Origin of the sequence: Aerococcus sp. UBA6277 (assembly GCF_002440555.1) — a bacterium.
Lineage (GTDB): Bacteria > Bacillota > Bacilli > Lactobacillales > Aerococcaceae > Aerococcus.
In genome coordinates, this window is record NZ_DJUR01000026.1 from 1 (window position 1) to 22,265 (window position 22,265).

The window sequence follows — 22,265 nt, forward strand, 5'->3', positions numbered from 1 at the left end:
CTAACTTTTGGGGGCCTCTACAAAATAACCGATTTTCCTAAGCGCTTTTTTTATACCTCAGCAGTATATTACCGTTCGAATAAAATTATGGAGGTGAGGGGATTTGAACCCCTGTCCAGACACTCCGATTATATAACTTTTACCACTATAGTTTATTCTCGACTTCGCGCACTAATGGTGAATAAACAAACCAATTAGATTGCTAGTCTGATTAATCTCTTTTCCTTGCTCCAGACGGAAGCTTAGAACGTAACCTACTATAATAGGACTCGGAACCAGCGCATAGGTGACGCCGGGCGAATCTTAGCTAGCTGTTATTAGGCAGCGAAAGCTAAAGTGTTTGTTTCTTGTTTGTCAGTTATATTTAAACTGGTAACGTTGTTGCGAAGACGTAACCTCCGAGCAGTAGTCATACATCGGGCCATGCCTGTCGAATCCAATAACACCCCCGTGAATGTACCCCTAATAATATCACGATTTATACAAGAATGTCAAAAAATACGTGCTAGTTCAACCTGATTAGTGGTTTTTTGAATATTTTATCATTAATAAGTGCTTTGATTTGAGTGTAAACACTTATATGTTATAATATTTATATACTTTAGAGAAAGAGGATGATATCATGTCAAACGAAAACAATGGTACTTTCGATAAAATTAAAGGGTCAGTGAATGAAGCAGTCGGTAAAGTTACTGGCGATAAAGAGCAAGAAGGTAAAGGTAAAGCGCAACAAGCTCGCGGTGAAGTAGAAGAAAAAGTCAATGATGCGAAAAAATCTTTTGATGACGCAAAAGATGATGTTAAAGGTCGCATAGACGGTTTTACTAACAACGATAAATAGTAGATGAATAATAAATCTGAAAGATGTGGCTGAAAAGTTACATCTTTTTTCTATCCTCATCTTTCACCATTAAGCAAAATATATTACTAGAAAAATTGAGAATGGATACAAGTTGTAAATTACGGTTCGATACTAACTATATAGTAATCATTCCATACAAGATAAATTGATTTCCTGGCGCTATACTTCTTCACAGTAGGATGGTAGTATACGGTATTATAAGAGGTTCTATTAGGTTTTTAGAATAAGTAATTGTCATTATACAGCATACACTTTAAAGAAAAAGTTAAGGAGCGAATAATGTCTAATCTGTGCGCTAATTTATATTAAATTTTCTTTGCTAGTGAATAGAAAATGGCCTATATATTTGAAATCGCTAAATATGAAGCACCTATTTTGTATTGTTAAAATATGTTTTCTCCCCTTCACCTGATAGGCTATAATTTGAGATAGAGAAGTGAAATATAACTAGGAGGTTTAATATTTATGAGACGTGTAATTATTGATTCGGATACAGCTGGAGATGATACGACAGCAATTTTGATGGCTTTAAAGTATTTTAAGGTTGAAGGCGTGACGATTGTTGCCGGAAATGTAGCTTTTGATCAAGAGGTTGAAAATGCCTTAACCACTATTGAAACCTATAATCCTGGCTACAAGGTACCTGTTTATAAGGGTTACCAAAGTCCAATGATTGCCCTACCTAATGCGAAACACGATACAGTTGAGGAAATTCAAGGTGGCAATGGTATGGGGAATGCTATTTTTACAAAACCTCAACAAGAACCGGAAAATGACCATGCCGTAGACTTTATTATCGACACAATTAAAGCAAATCCTGGCGAAATTGAGATTCTAGCTTTAGCACCATTAACTAATATCGCGATGGCTATTAAGAAGGCACCAGAGATTGCTGCGGACATTAAGCACATTTGGATTATGGGTGGGGTAAACAACCGCTTAGGGAATATGAATGTATCGGCTGAATATAACTTCTATGTGGACCCTGAGGCGGCTAGAATCGTTTTAAATGCGTCAACAGCAAAAACCATGGTTACTTGGGATGCTTCTTTAGACTTTGGTGTTATGTATGAAGAAGATATTGAAGAAATTCAAGCTTTAAATACAAAAGGTTCAAAATTCTTCTTAGATATTAATATGTTTGTCCGTGAGTTTGAACTGGCAAAACGAGGAATCGACGGGATTACTTGTACAGACTCATTATTGGTTGCAGTTGCTGCGGTACCAGAATTGATGCTTCAAGCGACTGAATATTACGTGGATGTTGAAACACAAGGTCAATTTGCCCGTGGCTACAACATTGTAGACTGGGAAGAGGAATTCAAGCGTGCGCCGAATTGCCGAGTTGCAGAGCGGATTTCTAGCCAAGGATTTAAAGACCAATTGGTGAGCTTGTTAGCGGAAATTCAATAGGGAGAATTCAATGGTGAATTGGCAGTACTTAATTGAAGAAATGTATGATCATGCAAGCGATGATGCTGAACCGATGGCCAAGTACCAACGTAACCAGTTTCCATTTCTTGGTATCAAAAGCCAAACGCGCCGGGATATTTTTAAACCCTACCTAAAGAAAGCGAAAGCAGAAGGAAAGTTGCGCTTCATGGAAAATCCAAATCAAGCAATCATTGACTGGGCTTTTGTTGACGAATTTTGGTCATTATCCGAAAGAGAATTTCAATATCTAGTTTGTGATTATTTGAAAGAAATGAAGAATTATTTGCAGGTGGATGATTTGCTTAGATTAAAAACATTGATTGTCCAAAAATCGTGGTGGGATTCGGTGGATGCCTTGGTTAAAACAATCGGTTATTTAGTCCATAAAAATCCTGGTTAGAAGTCGGAAATGGTGGCGTGGAGCTTATCTGACAATATATGGTTGAAGCGGACTTCAATAATCCATCAACTGGGGATGAAGGAGCAAACAGATACGATTTTATTAGCTGAAACTTGTGAAAATTGCTTGCATACAGATGAATTTTTTATTAATAAGGGGATGGGTTGGATCTTGCGTGATTATGCGAAAACCAACCAAACTAAGGTTGAAAATTTCTTAAAAAACCATGAGAGTGACTTGTCTAACTTAACCTGGCGCGAGGCCACAAAGCACTTTTGCTTAGAAAAAACCAGATATAATGCGATTTTTCAACGAGGTAAGTCTTTAAATTATTATTAAAATACAAAATATGGTATAATGGTAGTTAGAAGGCGCATGGTTAACTAGGAGGCTATATATGAGTATTAAAGTCACAGATGAAATGCAAGAACTAGTCGGAACTGAATTACGTCGTGGAACAAGTAAGTCGAGAATTGCATCATTACTAGATTTACCCTACGATGAGGCAGTAGAAGTTATTAATACTGTAAAAGAGTCTGTACGTCCAGATATAGGAGACGAAATACGCTTCTCCTTCCGTGAACGCAACATGGTAGGAAGAATTGAAAAATTATTAACAAACTCAGCAGTTGTTAAAATTTATTGGGATTATTCTGATGAAGAGATGCGAGAAATTTGCGAATCAAAAACAATCGTCAATTTTAAAGACATCGATGAGTATGTTAAAGTGCCTTCTAGCTAATACATACACGTATGAATAGTAAGAAAGAGAGCCGGGATGAAAATCTCGGCTTTTTTTGTAAAATGACCATCATTAAAACTATAGCCTTAATATGATCCATTAGATATATGCGTTTTTTCTTGATATCCATACTTCTATAAGTTAGGGTTCTTACTAATAGAAACAGCTATTTACGCAAAACTATGGGTAAATTTCTAGGAGGCGTAAAATGGAAAGAACGTTGACTACAAAAGAAAAAATGAATATTAAACTATTGTTATTGGCTTATATCTTGCTTATCGTTTTTTCAGCTGTTTGGCTAACCAATGCACAAGGTCAACCTTTCGCCATTGGGGATACCATGCAAGTAATGACTGTTATGGCGACTACGCTCACAATAATTATAGGAATAATTTTAGCTGGAGTCATTACCCACTTCTTTGTTGAACTAGCGAAGCCAAATAAGAATGTATCAACAAGTTTCACCTTCAGCTTTTATATCGTATATCTTTGTTGGTTATCTATTCTATCAGTAAGATTTTTTCGCAAAAAATCCGCCATAAAATTTGATGTGATGATCATTCCGGTGCAGCCGGTGTTGCATTTTGTCTTTGAGGCACTAGCTAATTTGTTTGCCAACCAAACAAGGTTCGTTAATGACCTTGAAAGCAACCAGTAATATACTAAAGAATATTGAAATAACAGCAGAAATTATAAAGGCTCTAAGATAAACTTTTTCTTGTCTTAGGCCTTTTTTACGTATTTAGCACTTTATTAGAAAAGTTTTTTAGTCTATTAATTGTCAATACCTCCTTTCTTCCTGTCGTTTAAAGATGGCAATATTTTAAAAGCTGATGATAAGAAGGACATCCTATTTATTGTCAGGTTCAAGTATCCATCCTAATACCATCAAATCACTAGATCAAATAGTCTGAATACAATTTTTGTTTTACAAAAAAACAAGTTTTTACGCACCTGCTATAAACTTAAAGGCATTAACGCTCATTTTATAGCGCTTACAAATAATTTGTTTTTTAAAAATGACAAAACTAGTTTCAATAACTAGTTGACAAAGTTATATATATAATTTAATATCTCGTTATTGACTTTATTACATGTCAAACAAAATTAAATTTTATCGTATTCATAAATCGATATCCTTTTTATAGGGATAGGTGACCTAAATATATGATTACGCAAATTATGGAGGAATATAAAATAATGACTACTTTTGAAAAAATCCAAGAATTAATCACTGAACAATTAGACTTAGAGGCTGGCGAAGTAAAAGCTACTACAAATATTCGTGAAGATATTGACGCTGACTCTTTAGACTTATTCCAAATCATCAATGACATCGAAGATGAATTCGATATCGAAATTGAAGATGAAGAAAAAATTAACACTGTTCAAGATTTAGTTGACTACGTAGAAGCAAACAAATAATTTTTGCTTATAAATTAGTCGATTAAGAGAGGAAGTAATCCTTAAGTGAAAACAGATTTTTGGGAACGCATAGGTGTTGAATACCCAATTATCCAAGGTGCTATGGCTTGGGTTGCCGATGCGGATTTAGCATCAGCAGTTTCCAATGCTGGGGGACTTGGTGTAATTGGTACGGGACATGATCCTGTAGACGTAGTACAAGCCAAGGTTGAAAAGATGCAACAATTAACAGATAAACCATTCGCTGTAAATGTCATGTTGTTGAATGAACATGTCGAGGAAGTGGTGGATTACATCTGTCAATCTGGTGTGAAGACAATTACAACTGGTGCTGGATCTCCGGGTAAATACATGGATAGATTCAATGCAGCTGGTATTTCAGTCATTCCAGTGGTCGCTTCTGTCGGACTTGCAAAACGGATGGAACGTGAAGGCGTGCATGCCGTAATTGTTGAGGGGATGGAATCAGGTGGTCACGTGGGTCGACAAACTACTATGGCTTTATTACCACAAGTTACAAAAGCTTTGGATATCCCAGTCATTGCGGCTGGTGGTATTGGTGACGGTCGTGGAATGGCAGCAGCACTTATGTTAGGTGCAGTAGGTATTCAAGTAGGGACACGTTTTGTTGTTGCAGACGAATCAAATGCCCATGATAATTTTAAAGAAAGAATTATTAAGGCGAAGGATATTGATACTGTACTGACAGGTGAATCTACTGGGCATCCAGTCCGTGTATTACGGAACAAATTGACCAAAGAATATCTTAAAGTAGAAAAAGAAGAAGCAAGTAAGGCTAATCCTGATTGGGACAGACTTGAAGCGCTTGGATCAGGTGCTTTACGCCGTGCTGTTGTTGAAGGAAATTTAGACACGGGTTCATTTATGGCCGGCCAAATTGCCGGATTGGTTGATAAACGTGAAACAGTTTCAGAAATTATTCAATCATATTTGACGGAATGTAAAGAAACAATTGCTGCTCGAGCAAGTGAATGGCTTTAAAGCTGAGAATTAAATTGACATATGTGAGCAGTGGGATGGTTTGTGCATTTCACTGCTTTTCTATTAAGAGGAGACGAACATGGCAATAGCTTTTTTATACGCTGGTCAAGGCGCACAGTATACAGGGATGGGGCAAGACTTACTCAACCATCATCCTGAGATTGCATCTTACTTTGACAAAGCCTCAGAAGTTTTAGGCTATTCAATGGAAGACCTATGCTTTCAAGAGGATACACAATTAAACCAAACAGAATACACACAACCCGCTATTTTAACCGTATCAACAGCCTTTACATCCCTTTTAAACGAGGCAGGCATTACAGCCGACTATCTAGCTGGACTGAGCTTAGGCGAGTACACTGCCCTTGTTGAAGCGGGCGTATTGTCCTTTGAAGATGCGGTTGATTTGGTGAGCCATCGTGGCCGTTTCATGCAAGCAGCTGCGCCTGCAGGTGCCGGCAAAATGGTCGCCGTGATGAAAGCTGAACGTGCGTTGATAGAGGATATCTGCCAGCAAGTGCGCAAAGCTTCTGGTCAATACGTTGCACCAGCTAACTATAATACACCAAAACAAATCGTAATCGGTGGTGACGCTGAAGCAGTAGATACTGCAGTCGCTAAGTTAACTCAAGCAGGCGTGAAGAAAATGGTGGAATTAAATGTTTCTGGTCCTTTCCATACGGCCTTATTATCACAAGCAAGTGATCAATTAGCTGATTATTTAGACAAATTTGATTTTAAACCACAAAATGTGCCAGTGATTTCAAATACGACAGCTACAGCGCACCAGGATGGACAAGTAAAAGACTTGTTAATCCAACAAGTGATGAAGCCAGTTAAATGGTCAGATTCAATTGAATACTTAATTGAACAAGGGGTAGATACGGTCATTGAAATTGGCCCTGGTAAAACCTTGTCTTCATTTATGAGACAAATCAATAAAGAGATTAAGATTTACCGAGTTGAAGACGAAGAAACCCTGCAGGCAACTATCGCAGGATTGAAAGGATAAGCTATGACTGAGAAAACACAAGAATTAAAGAAAACAGCCCTTGTCACAGGCGGTAGCCGTGGTATTGGTGCAAGCATCGCTCACAAGTTTGCAGACCAAGGATACAATATTGTCATTGTTTCCCGCTCTGGTTCTACTGAAAACCATATCCAGGCTTTAGAAAGCAAAAATGTTGTAGTGAAGGATTTCAAGGGTGACGTAACGGATACCGATTTTGCCAAAGAAATCATGACTTTTATTAAGACAAATTTCCAAACCATCGATGTATTAGTCAATAATGCTGGCATTACGCGCGACACCCTACTAATGCGTATGAAAGAAACGGATTTCGATGCAGTGATCGATATTAACTTAAAAGGGACTTTCAATTTCATTCAAGCAGCTAGCAAACTAATGATGAAGCAACGTCAAGGTGCCATTATCAATATCGCGTCAGTGATTGGTCAAATGGGTAACGTTGGTCAAGCCAACTATGCCGCTTCAAAAGCTGGGATTCTTGGTTTAACGAAGGCTGCTGCGCGTGAATTAGGTATGCGTGGTGTTACAGTTAATGCCATTGCACCAGGCTACATTGAAACAGAAATGACAGATGAAATGCCAGAAAAAGCAAAAGCAGCTATGCTGGAAAATATTCCTTTACAGAAACTTGGACAACCATCGGACATCGCTGAAGCCGTGTACTTCTTAGCTAGCCAAAGCTATATCACAGGTACAACGCTTGATGTCAACGGTGGCTTGTATATGAATTAGGAGGCAATAAATATGACAAACAGAGTAGTCGTAACAGGTATGGGTGCTATTACACCTATCGGAAATGACGCAAAAACATTTTGGACCAATTTAAAAGCTGGAGAGCATGGTTTTGGACCAATCACAAAATTTGATGCCAAAAACTTAAACGCGAAATTAGTTGCTGAAGTAAAAAACTTTAATCCAAAAGATTTCATGGACCGTAAAGAAGCGAAACGTATGGATCTATATAGTCAGTACGCTGTAGCTGCAGCCGTCGAAGCTGTTGCAGACGCAAATCTAGACGTAGAAAATGCTGACGTTGATCGTATCGGGGTTTATCTAGGTACTGGTATCGGTGGTATTCAAGAAATCGAAAAAGGTGTATTAAAAATGCAAGATAAAGGGATCAAACGTGTGAATCCTTTATTCGTACCTGTTTCTATCTCTAATATGGGTGCTGCCAACATCTCAATGCACTTTGGCTTAAAAGGGCCAGCTTTAACAATGGTTACAGCATGTGCATCTGCTAACAATGCAATTGGGGAAGCTTTCCGTTATATCAAACATGGTTATGCAGATATCATGATTGCTGGCGGTGCTGAAGGTGCGATTAACGAAATCGGTTTAGGAGGTTTTGACAACCTGACGGCGACAAGTGATTCAACTGATCCAGACCGCGCTTCAATCCCATTCGATAAAGACCGTAATGGTTTTGTAATGGGTGAAGGTGCTGGTATCTTGGTATTAGAATCTTTAGAATCAGCGCAAGCTCGTGGCGCTAAAATCTATGCTGAAATCGGTGGATATGGTTCTACTTCAGATGCTTACCACTTAACTGCGCCATCGGAAGATGGTTCTGGTGCAGCGAAAGCGATGTTATACGCTTTAGAAGAAGGTAACATCGCTAAAGAAGAAGTTTCATACATCAATGCCCATGGTACAAGTACCCCAGCAAATGATTCTTCTGAAACAGTTGCGATTAAACGTGCCTTTGGTGAAGAATTGGCTTATAAAATTCCAGTTTCTTCTACAAAATCATCAGTTGGGCACTTACTAGGTGCTGCTGGTGCGGTTGAAGCGATCGCAAGTATCATGGCTATCCAAGACTCATTTATTCCAGCTACACTAGGCTACAAGAATCCAGATCCATTATGTGATTTAGATATCGTACCAAATGTTGGACGCGAACAAGAAGTAAATGTTGTTGTCAGCAACACTTTAGGTTTTGGTGGACACAACACAGTTATTGCTTTTAAAAAGGTTGGTGAATAAGGGTTGAAACACGAAGAAATTAAAGATTTAATCAGCCAAATTGATTCTTCTACGATTCAAGAGTTTTCATTCCAAACACAAGCGGATTCTTTATATATTTCAAAAATTAAAGAACGCCAAACACAAACTGAAAACACTAAAAACACAAGCGCTAATCAACAAGCTATCACGAACACAGAAGCTACAACAACAGGAGTAGCCCAAGAGACGACTAGTCAAGAAACCACAGCGCCTGCCACAGAAGAAGCAGCGCCTAGTGCACCGGCCGCGCCAACTGGCAAAACGATAGACAGTCCTTTAGTTGGTGTTGTCTATCTAGCCAAGAACCCTGATCAACCAGCCTTCAAAAAAGTGGGCGACAGCGTTGAAGCAGGCGAAACTGTTTGTATTGTTGAAGCGATGAAAGTAATGAACGAAATTCCAGCTGATATTTCTGGAACAGTCGTGAACGTTTTAGTTGAAGACGGCCAAGTTGTTGAATTCGGCCAACCATTATTTGAATTTAGCGAATAATTATACTTAAGGAGTATTAAAAAATGACTGAATATGCAGAACGTAAAGAACCTGTTTTAACAGCAATGCAGGTGCAAGAAATTATCCCTAACCGTTTCCCAATTTCATTTGTGGATCGCGTGGATGAAATTATCCCTGGTGAAAAAGTTGTTGCCCGTAAAAACGTGACGATTAACGAAGAATTCTTCGTTGGTCACTTCCCAGGAAACCCTGTTATGCCGGGTGTTTTACAAGTGGAAACAATGGCACAAGTGGGCTCAATTCCATTATTGTCTCAACCAGACTTTAAAAATAAAATCGCTTATTTAGCTGGCTTAAACAACGTGAAATTCCGTAAAAACGTTGTACCTGGTGACGTACTTGAAATCACAGTTGAAATTGTGAAATTGAAGAAACGTATGGGTATCGGTAAAGGGACAATCCGTAATGAATACGGCGAGGTTTGTTCAGAAGCTGAAATGACCTTTATCATTTCTAACGTAGATAAAGTCGATTAGTTTGCTGGTCCAGCCTGAAATAGGGCGAACGGCATAGAATACGAGGTATTTGATGATTAATAAAGTATTAATAGCGAATAGGGGCGAAATTGCCGTCCGCATTATTCGTACATGTATTGAATTGGGAATCGAAACAGTGGCTGTGTATTCAACCGCTGATAAGGACGCCCTACATGTGAAATTGGCTGATGAAGCAGTCTGCATCGGAGGGCCAAAATCAGTCGATTCTTATTTGAATATGCAAGCTATCCTTTCTGCAGCTGTTGTGACGAACGTGCAAGCTATCCATCCGGGTTTTGGTTTCTTAGCAGAAAATAGCAAATTTGCTAAATTATGTGCGGAAATGAATATCGAGTTTATCGGGCCAAGCCCAGAGGTAATTGACTTGATGGGTGACAAGCAAAATGCTAGAGATACCATGAATGCAGCCAAAGTACAAACTGTACCAGGTTCTGATGGTATCCTGGAAAGTCCCGAAGCTGGCATGGAGATTGCCAAAAAAGTTGGCTATCCAGTCTTACTGAAAGCTACTTCTGGTGGTGGTGGTAAAGGGATGCGAATGGTACATGAGGAAAGCCACTTCGCAGATGCTTACTATGAAGCATCACGGGAAGCGAAAAATGCTTTTGGTGATGACCGTTTATACATGGAGAAAGTTATTTTCCCAGCCCACCATATCGAGGTTCAAATCTTAGGGGATAAATTCGGTAATGTCATCCATTTAGGTGAACGTGAGTGTTCAATGCAACGAAACCATCAAAAGGTGATTGAAGAGACGCCAAGCCCCTTTATTACTGAAAAGACGCGGGCCCAAGTTACCCAAGCAGCGATTCGTGCGGCTGAGCAATTAAATTATGAATCTGCTGGTACTATTGAGTTTTTAGTGGATGCAAACCAAAATTACTATTTCATGGAGATGAATACGCGTATTCAGGTTGAACATCCAATAACGGAGATGGTCACGGGCGTTGATATTGTGGCTCAACAGCTACGGATTGCTTCTGGCTTACCTTTAGCCTACGAACAAAAAGACATTACCTTTACTGGTTATGCCTTGGAGTGCCGGATCAATGCGGAAATGCCAGAGAAAAACTTTATGCCATCTTCAGGAACATTTGATTTTGCACATTTTCCAGCGGGTGGTTTAGGTATCCGTGTGGATTCTGGTATCTATGCTGGCTACAAGTTGCCACCTTACTATGATTCTATGGTAGCGAAACTGATTACGCATGGCGATAATCGTCCACAAGCCATCAACCGTATGTTACGTGCGGTGTCAGAAATGACCATTAAGGGTGTCGCGACAAACCAACAATTCCAATACGACCTATTATTTGATGAGGCCTTTGTAAAAGGGAATTATACAAATGATTACTTAGAGGCTACCTTCTTACCTGAATGGGCTAAGAGTCATCAAGCATAAATTAGCACGAAAGAAAGTAGATGAATTATGGCATTAAAACGCAGAAAAGCATATATTCCTATGCCAGAGGAAGACCAAGCGAAATCGAGCTTGCCTACAGATCCCAATAACCAAGCCTTTGTGCCAGATGGCATGTGGCAAAAGTGCCCACAATGTCACCAAACAATTTTAACGGATGACTTGGGTGCTGAAAAAATCTGTCCGCATTGTCAATACCACTTTAGAATTTCATCTAGTGAGCGGTTAGCAAACGTTGTGGATAAAGGGACTTTTGTTGAGATGTTCCAACTAAAAGATACTCGTAATGAAGATCCTCTTGGTTTTCCAAAGTATATAGAAAAGAAAGAACAAGCGCGTGCTACAACTGGTTTAGACGAAGCTGTCGTAACTGGTGTGGGCGAAATATTTGGCTACCGTACTGCCATCGGCGTGATGGACTCATTTTTCATGATGGGGTCTATGGGGACTGGTTTAGGTGAAAAAATTAAAAACTTGTTCAATTACGCAACTGAACACCAGTTGCCAGTCGTCTTGTTTACGGCTTCTGGTGGTGCCCGGATGCAAGAAGGCACACTGTCTTTAATGCAAATGGCTAAGATTTCTATCGCTGTTCAAAATCATTCTAAGGCCGGTTTATTATATATTCCAGTATTAACTGACCCAACAACGGGTGGTGTAACGGCATCATTTGCTATGGAAGGGGATATTACCATTGCTGAACCAGGGGCCTTAATTGGTTTCGCTGGTAAACGGGTAATTGAACAGACGATTAGGCAACAATTGCCAGAGGGTTTTCAAACAGCAGAACACCAACTGCAACACGGTTTTATCGATATGATCGTTGAACGTTGGCGGCAAAAAATCGTGATAGCTGAGCTATTACAAATGCACGGTGTCGCTAAAGGAGGTGCTCGATTTGAGCGTTAGTATGAAACAATTATTAAAAACCGTTGAGCAACCTAATGCGAATATTACACAAAAAATTCCTGCAGACGTGGTAACAGCTTCACGTGATATCAACCGATTAACAACGTCTGAATTGGCTAAGAAAATCTGTGACGTCTTTTATGAGATGCATGGTGACCGTCGTTATGGTGACGACGGCGCGATTGTTGGTGGTGTTGGACAAATTAATGGCCACGCAGTTACAATTGTTGGAACTGAAAAAGGTCACACCGTTCAAGAAAATATCAAGCGTAACTTTGGATCGCCTCATGCTGAGGGTTATCGTAAAGCCACTCGTTTGTTTGAACAAGCAGAAAAGTTCAACCGTCCAGTGATTACCATTGTCAATACTTCAGGCGCCTTCTGTGACGTTGAAGCAGAAGACCGGGGGATTGGGCAAGCAATCGCTGAATCCATGCAAACAATGGCTGGCTTAACCGTACCAACTATCACGATTTTAATGGGTGAAGGTGGGTCTGGTGGGGCGTTAGCTTTGGCTGTCTCAAATAAGGTATGGATGATGGAGAATGCCATGTATTCAGTCTTATCGCCAGAAGGGTTTGCAACGATTTTATGGAAAGACCCCAGTCGTGTACCAGAAGCTGCTGAATATATGAAATTTACGGCACCGAAATTGTTGGCTTTTAAGGTCATTGATCAAATTATCCCAGAGCATTACGGAAAAAAAGTCTTAGATCATGATGTCCAAGCACAATTGATCAAAGAAATGGTCTTGAAAGAAATTGACCAGCAATTGGCTATGTCAAAAGAAGATTTAATCGCTACCAAAGAAGCACGCTTTAATCAATTCTAATCAACTGACAGTTTGAAAATAATGACCACTTTTGAAGGAAGGTGTGGCCTAAGGTCGCATCTTCTTTTTTCAAGTTATGGGATAAAAATATTCATGGATATGATATTGTGATAAGATATGATAAATTAAGTTAAGGAAAAGAGTGTTTCGAGCGTGAATTTCCAACAGAAAATAAGATTTAAGAGGACATATAATGAGAAACCAAGATAATGATTTTGAACGATCATTTAAATTAGATATTGAAGAAGCGATTCAGCGTATTAAAGCGGGCGAAATGAGTGAATCGCTGAAATTGTTGCTGATTGCCCGTAAGAAAAGAAAGAGTGTCGTTGATTTTAGAAATTATATCATCGGCGTTTTATATGAAGAAGAATTAGAAAATGATTTGGTGGATATTTTCTCATTATTGATAGAATTTTATGGCGAAGGGGTTATGGCTAATCCTGATTTAATCGATGTCGAGGCAGAAATTGACTGGAAGTCTTTCTACCAATTTGTACAAAAAGCTATTCAAGGCCAAGTCAAATTGAACCTCCCTCAACACGGTCAAATGACACCCATTATGCAAATTATCATCGTGCCAGAGATGATGAAAAATCTGGCCCAATTTGAGGCGACTTCAGACGATGATGCTAGTAATGTGGAGGTCTTACAAGGCCTACAAAAGTTATTCGACCAGTTAGTGGCTAGAGATAAACCCTTGACTATCCTTGAGAAGGCGCAGGTCAACCATCTGCTGGAATTGAGCGACAAGGTATCCATCGATAAATTGTTAAGTCTCTTAAATCGGGACCGGGATTTTGTCTTCCAATCGGATATTTTGCTTTATATTTTCCACCATCCACACGCAGACCAGCAAATTACTTTAACCAATGTCTACGATGAGACGACGACTATTTCACTCAGTGACTTATTTGAAATTGAAACCAATAGTCACTTCTTAGATTTGGTCTCCTACGTGGAGGAAGTTTATATCCACGAACCCTATCGAGTGGCCTATTTGATGGAGAATATTTTTGATATATATACCGTCATGTACCCTTTTGTCGATGATTTAAACCAAATTGACCCGGAAGATATGGTAGAAGCCATTGGCCAATTAATGGAAAATGGCGACCCACTTGCCATTGACAATCAAGTCGTACAAGATATTTATCAATATTGGTTTTATGAGTATATGCAGAACTTTGCGAGTTTTGAATAAGAAGATGTAATGGATGATTAAAGGGTGAGCGGATGATAAAAATAGCCATAGACGGGTCAGTGGATGGACAATTTGGGCCAGCAGGCGTTGGTATGGTCATTGTCCATGACGGGCAACAGCGACAAGAGAAATACCCTTTAAGTGGGGAAATGGACAATCATGAGGCCGAATTCCATGCTCTGCTATTATTGTTAGAAAAATTGCAGGCTGAAGGATTGAAAAATGAGTGGATCTTGTGTCAAACAGACTCCAAAATCGTCTTTGATGCCGTTAATAAGAGATTCCATAAACGCGACCCCTATAAAAGTTTGTTAAAGGCCATTTTAAATCAACTAGACCATTTTCCCATGTTTAATCTAAAGTGGGTGCCGGACCAAGCCAATAGGGGGGCAGATAACTTAGCCCGTCAAGCCATGCACCAGGCCAAGAAAATAAGCAACCAGCAGGACTAATTAAGGGATAAATGCAGACTGTCAATCGCATATACTGGATTTAAATTCGAATAACAGACACAAAAAAACCAGGTAGCAGGCGAATAAAGCCGTTTACCTGGTTTATTTATGATGATTGTAAATAACTTATTCTGCCTCTACTTTTTTAGGACGTGGTTTGCGCGCGCCCCAGTATTGGAATAGGTCAGTACGGATAGCCCCATTGTATAATTTACGTTTCTTAGTCGCTTTCTCACCGTAGTATTCTTCAAAGGCTAAGTCAGACGTCAGGATGTATTTACTCCAAGTTTTCATTGGACGGTAAAGATCTCCCATTTGTTTGTATAACTTATGCACGTAATCTTCGTCATTCAAACGCTCACCATATGGTGGGTTGGCTACGATCACGCCGTATTCTTTCGTCGTTGTGAAGTCAGATAATTGCATTTGTTTGAATTCAATTTGATCACCAACACCAGCTGCTTCTGCATTGGCTTTTGCGATTTCAATCATCCGGTGATCAATATCTGATCCCATGATATCTAATTGAATGTCATGACGGATAGCCGCTTTAGCCGCTTCGCGGGCTTTTGAATATTCGCGGTTATTGAAGATATCCCATTCCTCAGAAATGAAAGCGCGGTTAATCCCTGGGGCAATATTTTTCCCGATTAATGCTGCTTCAATGGTTAGGGTACCTGAACCGCATGTTGGATCGTAAAATGGTTTGTCAGGGAACCAGTTAGTTAATTTAACAAGAGCTGCAGCCATGTTTTCTTTAAGTGGTGCGCCACCTTTTTCAGTACGGTAACCACGCTTAAATAGGGAAGAGCCAGACGTATCAATAGTTATCAAGGCTTCGTCCTTGTGGATGCTCACTTCGATAGGGTATTTAGCGCCTGTTTCAGGTAGCATACCACGGCGGTGGTAGTGGTCGCTCAGACGGTTAACAATCGCTTTTTTCACGATTTTTTGCACGTTAGGAACAGAATGCAATTTTGAATTGACTGATTTACCTGATACTGGAAATTCTGCGTCCATTGGTAGAATGTCTTCCCAAGGGATGGCCTTAGTCGATTCAAACAATTGGTCGAAGGTGATGGCTTTGAAATCGCCCATGACGATTTTAATACGGTCCGCAGTCCGTAAGTTAATATTTGTGTGGGCTACGTCATCAAGACTTCCTTCAAAGCGGGCACGGCCATTTTCTACTTGGACCTCGTAACCCATGTCACGTAATTCTTTACCGACTAGGGCTTCAATCCCAGCGGCAGCTGTTGCGATAAGTAGATATTTTGTCATATTGTACTCCTTTTGGGTGGTAAGGCTTCGTCTTATATTTAGGACTATTTTACCATGATTTCATCTCAATAAAAAAAGGTTGGAAAAGAATCCAACCTTTTGCCTGTTTGTAAATTTCGATAAGCCATGTTCTGTTCCCCGATATTACAGGTTTAATACCGGTTCGGTAATCATCTGTCTACTAAATAATTAGTCTCTTATTCCGTTTGTTTCCAGTCAAAGAGCGCCCCTACCAATGTTTGGGTTGCTCGCTCGAGGGGTTTACCGCGTTCCATTCAACTACTTTCATAGTTGACTCGTCTCTGTGGCACTTTCAAACTTACTAGCACATAGTCCAAAGACCTTAGTGGGTTCAGTTGCCGTCAAATTAATGCTTTAGCTTATTTTTTCGCTAAACACGAACACTACAAGCGTTGCAGCTTGTGCGAGCATGGACTTTCCTCAAGTATAAATATATACCCGCGATTACCTGAAATTTACAACTTCTAATGATAACACGAAAGTGATCAAATGACTAGTTGTTTTCAAAAATAATTGTATGATCTTTCGTATCATTTTCGTTATCTTCGCTAGCATCTACTGTATTTTCTGCTTTGGCGTTTTGGCCACCAAACACAGCTTTTTCTAATTTAGACAAGCGACGTAGAATATCGTAGTTGGTTGTACCTTTTGATTGGGGTACTGTTGTAGATTTTGAACGTTGGTTAGTGGCTTGGCGTCCACTTTCACTTAGACCAGTTGAGTGTTTTGCACGTTCTAACTCATTTTTAAGTGAGGCAATTTCTTTTTCATATGACTCATAGTCACGAATAATTAAATCTAAGAATTCGTCTACTTCCTCTGTGTTGAATCCACGAAGAGCAGGTTTAAATTCCTTCTGTAAAATATCTTTTGTCGTCAAATTACGATCGGCCATTTAAATAACACCTCATCATTTATATTTCTAAGTTCTATTATAGCACAGCTTTCATTATTTGTAATAAATGTAATATAATAATAGTTTAAGATTCTATCAAATTCAATAGCAAGCATTAGTCTATTTGAAACCGTCAGAACATTGGCGCGGTAGTTATTTTCGTGTGGGTATATTATAATAATTAAAAAAGACGAAAGTGGGGAATCAACAGATGCAAACCGTATACACTTTTCTTGAAGAAACGTTAGAGAATAGCCATATTGATATTCCTTGGCGTTTATCCTATGTATCAGTATCTAAACAGGTAGTATTGCAAACATATCTGCCAGTGGTCGCCAATGAAGAAATCACTTTTTTAGACAAAAATAACCAGCCTTTAGAAGGCATCGATTACTTAGAATTGAAGTTTATTTTTACAGCTGACCACCGTGTTAATGAAACAGAGAGTGGGATTTTTATCATTCAACCAAAAGACACTGAACACTTTCAAAAAGGGCACTTAGATATTCTAGCCCAAGAAATTAGCCATCTTTTATATGAAGCCCGCTTGCAAATTAAAGAATTAATTAAAGGGGAAAGAATGGCGGTTGATTTGAAATGGCAAGCAGAAAAAGTGGACCAAATGATCACAACAAGGAGAGCCATTAAGCGCTATGACGATAGCTTATTATATTTAGGAGATGATACAAATGACTTGGTATGAGTTAACAATTGAAACAGACAATAAAAGTGAAAACCTTTTAACCGAAATTTTGTGGGGCTTAGACTCTGCTGGGGTGTCCATCAAAGACGAGCAAGACTATATTGACTGGTCAGATGACGGCTTTGGTTCAGTAAAGAATGACCAGCCAGCACCAGGGACATATGAAGTTAACCCCGTAGTTTTAGGTTACTTTTCAGATGATAAAAATATTGAAGACATCATCTCTGAAATCAAAACCTACCAAGCAAACTACAATAAGGAATTAGCGGCGGGCCAAGAAATTGTCATCCATGACATCCGATACAGTCCCCTAGAAGATAAGGACTGGGAAACAGCTTGGCAAGCTTACTATGAACCAATCCATGTGTCGCGCTTTATGGATATTGTGCCAATTTGGGAGAAAGACGATCAAGTAGCTGATCCGAAGAAAACCACTTTATTCCTAGATCCAGGTATGGCCTTTGGGACTGGGTCACATGAAACCACTAAGCTGGCATTACGTTTACTGGAAATCGCTATGGCTGGCGGGGAAGATGTCATTGATGTGGGGACTGGGTCTGGTGTCTTAGCCATCGCTGCGAAGAAATTAGGCGCTAATGACGTCGCTGCTTATGATTATGACGGGTCAATTTTAGATATTACCCGCAATAATTTTGCTTTAAATGACGTAGAAGACGTTATTTCCGTTGCCCAAAACAACATCCTAAACGACATCGATACTCAAGTGGATATTATCACAGCCAATATCCTATTTGAAATCCTGGAACCCCTGATCCCGCAAGCTTACACTAACTTAAAAGCAAATGGGCAATTGGTGCTATCAGGTATTTTCCATGACAAGAAAGACGACATGTTGGCCTTACTTGCCGCCAATGATTTCACCGTTGAAATCGTCATGAACATGGGTGAATGGTATGGTATTTTAGCCCACAAAGGACAAGATTAAGATGCAAAGATATTTTATCGAAGAGGAAACCGCTCAATTAAATGATCAAATTGAGATGGACAAGGACGCCGGCCATCATATGCTCAACGTTATGCGTATGCAGATTGGCGACAAGGCCATTCTTGTCACCCAAACTGAACAGGTATTTATCGGCGAACTTGTATCTCATGAAGAGAAAAGGGCAGTCCTTCACCTAATTGAATTGCGGGAGGAAAATAAAGAAATCCCTGTCGATACTACTCTCTTTGTCGGTCTACCTAAAGGCGACAAGCTAGATCTAATCGTACAAAAGGCCACCGAATTAGGGGCCCGTCATATTGTGCCGGTTGCCATGCGGTATTCCGTCACTAAATGGGACCAAAAGAAAGCGGGCAAGAAAATTGATCGTTTAAAAAAGATTGCCAAGGAAGCTGCTGAACAATCTCATAGAACTTTTGTCCCAACCATCGCAGAATTGCATAGTGTTAGCATGGTAAAAAATAGACTAAGCGAATTTGACCAAGTTTGTGTGGCTTATGAAGAGGTTGCCAAGTCGGGTGAAGCGTCGCTTTTGGCAAAGACATATGGATCACTAAAAGCAAAAGACCGTATTGCCTTCATTACCGGACCTGAAGGAGGCATTCATCCAGATGAAATTGACGCCTTTAGTGACGGGTTAGACCATGTGCATTTGTGCGGGTTAGGACCACGGATTTTACGAACAGAAACAGCACCCTTATATTTATTATCAAGTCTGTCATTTGCAACAGAATTATTAGGCGACTAAGAAGGGTTTGATAGGGTTTCTAATCCATTTATATGGTAAAATAGGAGAAATGTACAATCTAAATATTTATGATAACCATATAAATTATTTCAAGGGAAGTAGGTGGTAACATGCCAAATAAAAAGAATTATACAAAAGCAGAAGTTTTAGCCCTATGTGCTAGCTACATGTCTGAAGCAAAGGTGGACTATGTCCAAAAGGCGGCAGACTTTGCTGAACGCGCGCATATTGAGCAGATCAGAAAATCAGGTGAACCTTACTTTGTCCATCCAGTTCAAGTAGCAAGTATTTTAGCCGAATTGAAAATGGACCCGGATACAGTTATTACTGGGTTCTTGCATGATGTTGTGGAAGATACCGGTATCTCGTTAGACGATATCGCCTACTTCTTCTCACCAACAATTGCCACCCTAGTGGATGGTGTCACTAAATTAGGGAAATTTAAATATAAATCACATGAAGAGCAATTAGCTGAGAACCACCGTAAAATGTTGTTAGCCATGGCCAACGATTTACGGGTCATTATGGTGAAATTAGCCGACCGTTTGCATAATATGCGGACCCTAAAATGGCATAAGCCAGAGAAGCAAGTGATCATTTCTACAGAAACCTTAGAAATATACGCTCCCCTAGCTGACCGTTTAGGTATGAACCAGATTAAATGGGAACTAGAAGATACAGCGCTTCGCTATATAGATCCAGAATCTTATTATTCAATTGTTCAGTTGGTAGATTCAAAACGCGACGAGCGGGCTGAATTTATTCAAACGACTATAGATGAATTAGAATCACAAATAAAGGGAGCTATTACTGGTAAATTTGAAATTTACGGCCGACCTAAACACATCTATTCTATTTACCGGAAGATGAAAGACCAAGGTAAGGAGTTCGACCAGATTTTTGATCTACAAGCTATTCGGGTTTTAGTGGAATCTGTTCGTGACTGCTATGCGGTACTTGGGATTGTTCATACCAACTGGAAGCCATTACCAGGCCGGTTTAAAGACTACATTGCCATGCCAAAAGCCAACATGTACCAGTCAATCCATACGACCGTAGTTGGTAACCAGCCAAGTCCAGTAGAAGTGCAAATTAGAACCTACGAAATGCACGAGGTTGCTGAGTACGGGGTTGCTGCGCATTGGGCTTACAAAATGGGTAACCATGAAAAGGTCGAGGCGTCGCCATTAGATGCCCAGCTAGATTGGTTTAACCAAATTGCGGAGTTGCAGGACGACTCTAAAGATGCAACGGATTTCATGGAAAGCGTGAAAGAAGACATTTTCCAAGACAATGTCTATGTATTCACTCCCACAGGCGATGTGACCGAATTACCAGCGGGTTCCTACCCATTAGACTTCGCCTACTCTATCCATTCGGAAGTGGGGAATAAGACGATTGGTGCTAAGGTCAACGGCAAGATTGAGCCTTTGAACTACCAATTGAAAAATGGGGACATCGTGGAAATTCTGACATCACCTAATTCGGCAGGACCATCGCGTGATTGGGTAAACTTGGTGAAAACCTCGCGGGCACGCAACCGAATCAAGCGATTCTTTAAATTGCAAGATCGTGACCAAGCGGTAGAACAAGGTCGACATGCTCTTGAAGAAACCCTTGAAAATCTAGGTTTCAAATTAAAAGATGTTTACAAAAAAGAAGATATCAGTAAAACCCTAGATCGGTTCAACTTTTCGACCGAAGAAGACCTGTTCGCGGCGATTGGCTTTGGTGAACTATCATCAACTGCAGTCGCTAACCGTTTAACTGAACGAGAACGCCGATTACGCGCTGCTGAGAAGAACCGAGAATCTGTTGAAGAGACCCTGAAAGAATCAGGCGAACAGAAGAAACTCAGCAAGACACAAAAACAATCTAGTCATGTACGTCGGAAAGTGTCTAAATCTAGTTCGGGTGTAATTGTTGAAGGTTTGGATTCACTCCTAGTCCGTCTAGCCCATTGTTGTAATCCTGTACCAGGAGACGATATTGTGGGTTATATCACAAAGGGGAGAGGGGTTTCAGTCCACCGCAGAGATTGTAAGAATGTGCAAGTCCCTGAGGATGAACAAGACCGCTTGATTCCAGTTGAGTGGGAAGATGCCAGCAAGAATGTAGATAACCAATATGAAGTGGAAATTGTGGTTGAAGGTGAAGACCGATCTGGATTCTTGAATGAAGTGTTACAGATCATCACGCCGATTGCTGGATCAGTCACTAATATTAACGGAAACGTCAACCATGACGATAACTCTGTCAAAGTGAGGCTTCGTTTTGTTATTCAAAACGTCAATCAATTAGATAAGATTATCGACCGGGTGAAGAATATTCCGGATGTTTATTCGGTTGCCCGTGCTAAAGAATAAAATAGAAACAAGTGAATTGATGGAGGGTTTGAATGCGAATTATCGTGCAAAGAGTTAGTCAAGCTAACGTTGCCATTGATGAAAAAGTTGTTGGTGAAATTAGTAAAGGGTTTGTACTTTTAGTCGGCGTTCATGATGATGACACGTCGGAAACGGTGGCATATATGGCTAGAAAGATTGCGAATATGCGGATTTTCGCTGACGAGGATGATAAGTTGAACTTGAACATCGACCAGGTGTCTGGTGCAATATTATCTATTTCGCAATTTACCCTTTATGCTAGAACCAAAAAAGGCAACCGACCATCATTTATTGATGCTGCCAAACCAGACCACGGTGATAAAATGTATCAATTATTAAATGAAACATTGCGCAATGAATATGGGTTACAGGTTTCAGAAGGTGAATTTGGTGCCGATATGCAGGTATCACTCATTAATGACGGTCCAGTGACCATCATATTAGACTCGGATGAAGCTTAAAATAAAGATTAAGATAGATCAAACATAAAAAAATACCGATTGCTAGAGAATCTCGGTTCTATAATAAATAGTGTTG

At 39.8% G+C, this 22,265-nt stretch carries 23 protein-coding genes, 2 other RNA genes and 1 pseudogene; 22 read left to right on the forward strand and 4 right to left on the reverse strand.

Annotated elements, in window-relative coordinates; genetic code table 11:
- Window positions 1-85: 85 nt before the first annotated feature.
- Window positions 86-450: a transfer-messenger RNA gene (gene ssrA, locus B2V22_RS04700) on the reverse strand.
- Window positions 451-622: 172 nt separating this feature from the next.
- Between ssrA and B2V22_RS04705 the strand changes: the two genes are divergently transcribed.
- From B2V22_RS04705 to B2V22_RS04785, 17 genes and pseudogenes are all read left to right on the forward strand, one after another.
- On the forward strand, window positions 623-841 hold the full coding sequence (locus tag B2V22_RS04705) for a CsbD family protein (RefSeq protein WP_290490820.1): 219 nt from the start codon (window positions 623-625) through the stop codon (window positions 839-841).
- A gap of 486 nt (window positions 842-1,327) precedes the next feature.
- Window positions 1,328-2,275 (forward strand): nucleoside hydrolase, encoded by a 948-nt coding sequence (locus B2V22_RS04710; protein ID WP_290490821.1) that lies wholly within the window; start codon window positions 1,328-1,330, stop codon window positions 2,273-2,275.
- A gap of 40 nt (window positions 2,276-2,315) precedes the next feature.
- Window positions 2,316-3,035, forward strand: a pseudogene (locus B2V22_RS04715) (DNA alkylation repair protein).
- 58 nt (window positions 3,036-3,093) lie between these two features.
- Window positions 3,094-3,438: a DUF2187 domain-containing protein gene (locus tag B2V22_RS04720; protein ID WP_290490822.1), complete on the forward strand. Its 345-nt coding sequence runs from the start codon at window positions 3,094-3,096 to the stop codon at window positions 3,436-3,438.
- A gap of 208 nt (window positions 3,439-3,646) precedes the next feature.
- The gene (locus B2V22_RS04725) at window positions 3,647-4,096 is read left to right on the forward strand and encodes a hypothetical protein (protein WP_290490823.1); all 450 of its coding nucleotides are present in this window, start codon (window positions 3,647-3,649) and stop codon (window positions 4,094-4,096) included.
- Window positions 4,097-4,638: 542 nt separating this feature from the next.
- Complete coding sequence (locus tag B2V22_RS04730) at window positions 4,639-4,863, forward strand: acyl carrier protein (protein ID WP_003142776.1); 225 nt, start codon at window positions 4,639-4,641, stop codon at window positions 4,861-4,863.
- Between the two features lie 45 nt (window positions 4,864-4,908).
- Window positions 4,909-5,865, forward strand: a complete 957-nt coding sequence (gene fabK, locus B2V22_RS04735; RefSeq protein ID WP_290490824.1) for an enoyl-[acyl-carrier-protein] reductase FabK — start codon at window positions 4,909-4,911, stop codon at window positions 5,863-5,865.
- A gap of 79 nt (window positions 5,866-5,944) precedes the next feature.
- The gene (fabD, locus tag B2V22_RS04740; RefSeq protein WP_290490825.1) at window positions 5,945-6,877 is read left to right on the forward strand and encodes an ACP S-malonyltransferase; all 933 of its coding nucleotides are present in this window, start codon (window positions 5,945-5,947) and stop codon (window positions 6,875-6,877) included.
- A 3-nt stretch (window positions 6,878-6,880) separates the two neighbouring features.
- Complete coding sequence (fabG, locus tag B2V22_RS04745) at window positions 6,881-7,627, forward strand: 3-oxoacyl-[acyl-carrier-protein] reductase (RefSeq protein ID WP_290490826.1); 747 nt, start codon at window positions 6,881-6,883, stop codon at window positions 7,625-7,627.
- A 12-nt stretch (window positions 7,628-7,639) separates the two neighbouring features.
- Window positions 7,640-8,881: a beta-ketoacyl-ACP synthase II gene (gene fabF, locus B2V22_RS04750; protein WP_290490827.1), complete on the forward strand. Its 1,242-nt coding sequence runs from the start codon at window positions 7,640-7,642 to the stop codon at window positions 8,879-8,881.
- A 3-nt stretch (window positions 8,882-8,884) separates the two neighbouring features.
- Window positions 8,885-9,394, forward strand: a complete 510-nt coding sequence (gene accB, locus B2V22_RS04755; RefSeq protein ID WP_290490828.1) for an acetyl-CoA carboxylase biotin carboxyl carrier protein — start codon at window positions 8,885-8,887, stop codon at window positions 9,392-9,394.
- Between the two features lie 23 nt (window positions 9,395-9,417).
- On the forward strand, window positions 9,418-9,891 hold the full coding sequence (fabZ, locus tag B2V22_RS04760) for a 3-hydroxyacyl-ACP dehydratase FabZ (RefSeq protein ID WP_003142766.1): 474 nt from the start codon (window positions 9,418-9,420) through the stop codon (window positions 9,889-9,891).
- Window positions 9,892-9,943: 52 nt separating this feature from the next.
- Window positions 9,944-11,314, forward strand: coding sequence for an acetyl-CoA carboxylase biotin carboxylase subunit (gene accC / locus B2V22_RS04765; RefSeq protein WP_290490829.1), 1,371 nt, complete (start codon window positions 9,944-9,946; stop codon window positions 11,312-11,314).
- A gap of 27 nt (window positions 11,315-11,341) precedes the next feature.
- Window positions 11,342-12,241: an acetyl-CoA carboxylase, carboxyltransferase subunit beta gene (accD, locus tag B2V22_RS04770; protein WP_290490830.1), complete on the forward strand. Its 900-nt coding sequence runs from the start codon at window positions 11,342-11,344 to the stop codon at window positions 12,239-12,241.
- Between the two features lies 1 nt (window position 12,242).
- Window positions 12,243-13,073: a carboxyltransferase subunit alpha gene (gene accA / locus B2V22_RS04775; RefSeq protein ID WP_396159658.1), complete on the forward strand. Its 831-nt coding sequence runs from the start codon at window positions 12,243-12,245 to the stop codon at window positions 13,071-13,073.
- Between the two features lie 193 nt (window positions 13,074-13,266).
- Window positions 13,267-14,277, forward strand: coding sequence for a hypothetical protein (locus B2V22_RS04780; RefSeq protein WP_290490832.1), 1,011 nt, complete (start codon window positions 13,267-13,269; stop codon window positions 14,275-14,277).
- A gap of 32 nt (window positions 14,278-14,309) precedes the next feature.
- The gene (locus tag B2V22_RS04785) at window positions 14,310-14,729 is read left to right on the forward strand and encodes a ribonuclease HI family protein (protein WP_026465992.1); all 420 of its coding nucleotides are present in this window, start codon (window positions 14,310-14,312) and stop codon (window positions 14,727-14,729) included.
- 126 nt (window positions 14,730-14,855) lie between these two features.
- Here B2V22_RS04785 and B2V22_RS04790 read toward each other — a convergent pair whose 3' ends face one another.
- The 3 genes from B2V22_RS04790 to gpsB all read right to left on the reverse strand — a co-directional run bounded on the left by B2V22_RS04790 (window position 14,856) and on the right by gpsB (window position 16,926).
- A complete protein-coding gene (locus B2V22_RS04790; RefSeq protein WP_290490833.1) occupies window positions 14,856-16,010 on the reverse strand; it encodes a THUMP domain-containing class I SAM-dependent RNA methyltransferase in 1,155 nt (384 codons plus the stop codon).
- Between the two features lie 115 nt (window positions 16,011-16,125).
- Window positions 16,126-16,487, reverse strand: an RNA gene (rnpB, locus tag B2V22_RS04795) — RNase P RNA component class B.
- Between the two features lie 37 nt (window positions 16,488-16,524).
- On the reverse strand, window positions 16,525-16,926 hold the full coding sequence (gpsB, locus tag B2V22_RS04800) for a cell division regulator GpsB (RefSeq protein ID WP_290490834.1): 402 nt from the start codon (window positions 16,924-16,926) through the stop codon (window positions 16,525-16,527).
- A 211-nt stretch (window positions 16,927-17,137) separates the two neighbouring features.
- Here gpsB and B2V22_RS04805 point away from each other — a divergent pair, with 211 nt between their 5' ends.
- The 5 genes from B2V22_RS04805 to dtd all read left to right on the forward strand — a co-directional run bounded on the left by B2V22_RS04805 (window position 17,138) and on the right by dtd (window position 22,189).
- Window positions 17,138-17,629, forward strand: coding sequence for a hypothetical protein (locus B2V22_RS04805; protein WP_290490835.1), 492 nt, complete (start codon window positions 17,138-17,140; stop codon window positions 17,627-17,629).
- Window positions 17,616-18,575, forward strand: a complete 960-nt coding sequence (gene prmA / locus B2V22_RS04810) for a 50S ribosomal protein L11 methyltransferase (RefSeq protein WP_290490836.1) — start codon at window positions 17,616-17,618, stop codon at window positions 18,573-18,575. Before B2V22_RS04805 ends, prmA begins: the two co-directional genes overlap by 14 nt.
- Window position 18,576: 1 nt before the next feature.
- Window positions 18,577-19,341 (forward strand): 16S rRNA (uracil(1498)-N(3))-methyltransferase, encoded by a 765-nt coding sequence (locus B2V22_RS04815; RefSeq protein WP_290490837.1) that lies wholly within the window; start codon window positions 18,577-18,579, stop codon window positions 19,339-19,341.
- Between the two features lie 110 nt (window positions 19,342-19,451).
- Complete coding sequence (locus tag B2V22_RS04820; RefSeq protein ID WP_290490838.1) at window positions 19,452-21,707, forward strand: RelA/SpoT family protein; 2,256 nt, start codon at window positions 19,452-19,454, stop codon at window positions 21,705-21,707.
- A gap of 32 nt (window positions 21,708-21,739) precedes the next feature.
- Window positions 21,740-22,189 (forward strand): D-aminoacyl-tRNA deacylase, encoded by a 450-nt coding sequence (gene dtd, locus B2V22_RS04825; RefSeq protein ID WP_290490839.1) that lies wholly within the window; start codon window positions 21,740-21,742, stop codon window positions 22,187-22,189.
- The last annotated feature ends 76 nt before the right edge of the window (window positions 22,190-22,265 follow it).

What these genes read in the sequence shown, in the direction of transcription:
- B2V22_RS04705 (WP_290490820.1), top strand. Translation starts at nt 623, where the DNA reads ATGTCAAACGAAAACAATGGTACTTTCGATAAAATTAAAGGGTCAGTG.
- B2V22_RS04710 (WP_290490821.1), top strand. Translation starts at nt 1,328, where the DNA reads ATGAGACGTGTAATTATTGATTCGGATACAGCTGGAGATGATACGACA.
- B2V22_RS04720 (WP_290490822.1), top strand. Translation starts at nt 3,094, where the DNA reads ATGAGTATTAAAGTCACAGATGAAATGCAAGAACTAGTCGGAACTGAA.
- B2V22_RS04725 (WP_290490823.1), top strand. Translation starts at nt 3,647, where the DNA reads ATGGAAAGAACGTTGACTACAAAAGAAAAAATGAATATTAAACTATTG.
- B2V22_RS04730 (WP_003142776.1), top strand. Translation starts at nt 4,639, where the DNA reads ATGACTACTTTTGAAAAAATCCAAGAATTAATCACTGAACAATTAGAC.
- fabD (WP_290490825.1), top strand. Translation starts at nt 5,945, where the DNA reads ATGGCAATAGCTTTTTTATACGCTGGTCAAGGCGCACAGTATACAGGG.
- fabG (WP_290490826.1), top strand. Translation starts at nt 6,881, where the DNA reads ATGACTGAGAAAACACAAGAATTAAAGAAAACAGCCCTTGTCACAGGC.
- fabF (WP_290490827.1), top strand. Translation starts at nt 7,640, where the DNA reads ATGACAAACAGAGTAGTCGTAACAGGTATGGGTGCTATTACACCTATC.
- fabZ (WP_003142766.1), top strand. Translation starts at nt 9,418, where the DNA reads ATGACTGAATATGCAGAACGTAAAGAACCTGTTTTAACAGCAATGCAG.
- accC (WP_290490829.1), top strand. Translation starts at nt 9,944, where the DNA reads ATGATTAATAAAGTATTAATAGCGAATAGGGGCGAAATTGCCGTCCGC.
- accD (WP_290490830.1), top strand. Translation starts at nt 11,342, where the DNA reads ATGGCATTAAAACGCAGAAAAGCATATATTCCTATGCCAGAGGAAGAC.
- accA (WP_396159658.1), top strand. Translation starts at nt 12,243, where the DNA reads ATGAAACAATTATTAAAAACCGTTGAGCAACCTAATGCGAATATTACA.
- B2V22_RS04780 (WP_290490832.1), top strand. Translation starts at nt 13,267, where the DNA reads ATGAGAAACCAAGATAATGATTTTGAACGATCATTTAAATTAGATATT.
- B2V22_RS04785 (WP_026465992.1), top strand. Translation starts at nt 14,310, where the DNA reads ATGATAAAAATAGCCATAGACGGGTCAGTGGATGGACAATTTGGGCCA.
- B2V22_RS04790 (WP_290490833.1), bottom strand. Translation starts at nt 16,010, where the DNA reads ATGACAAAATATCTACTTATCGCAACAGCTGCCGCTGGGATTGAAGCC.
- gpsB (WP_290490834.1), bottom strand. Translation starts at nt 16,926, where the DNA reads ATGGCCGATCGTAATTTGACGACAAAAGATATTTTACAGAAGGAATTT.
- B2V22_RS04805 (WP_290490835.1), top strand. Translation starts at nt 17,138, where the DNA reads ATGCAAACCGTATACACTTTTCTTGAAGAAACGTTAGAGAATAGCCAT.
- prmA (WP_290490836.1), top strand. Translation starts at nt 17,616, where the DNA reads ATGACTTGGTATGAGTTAACAATTGAAACAGACAATAAAAGTGAAAAC.
- B2V22_RS04815 (WP_290490837.1), top strand. Translation starts at nt 18,577, where the DNA reads ATGCAAAGATATTTTATCGAAGAGGAAACCGCTCAATTAAATGATCAA.
- B2V22_RS04820 (WP_290490838.1), top strand. Translation starts at nt 19,452, where the DNA reads ATGCCAAATAAAAAGAATTATACAAAAGCAGAAGTTTTAGCCCTATGT.
- dtd (WP_290490839.1), top strand. Translation starts at nt 21,740, where the DNA reads ATGCGAATTATCGTGCAAAGAGTTAGTCAAGCTAACGTTGCCATTGAT.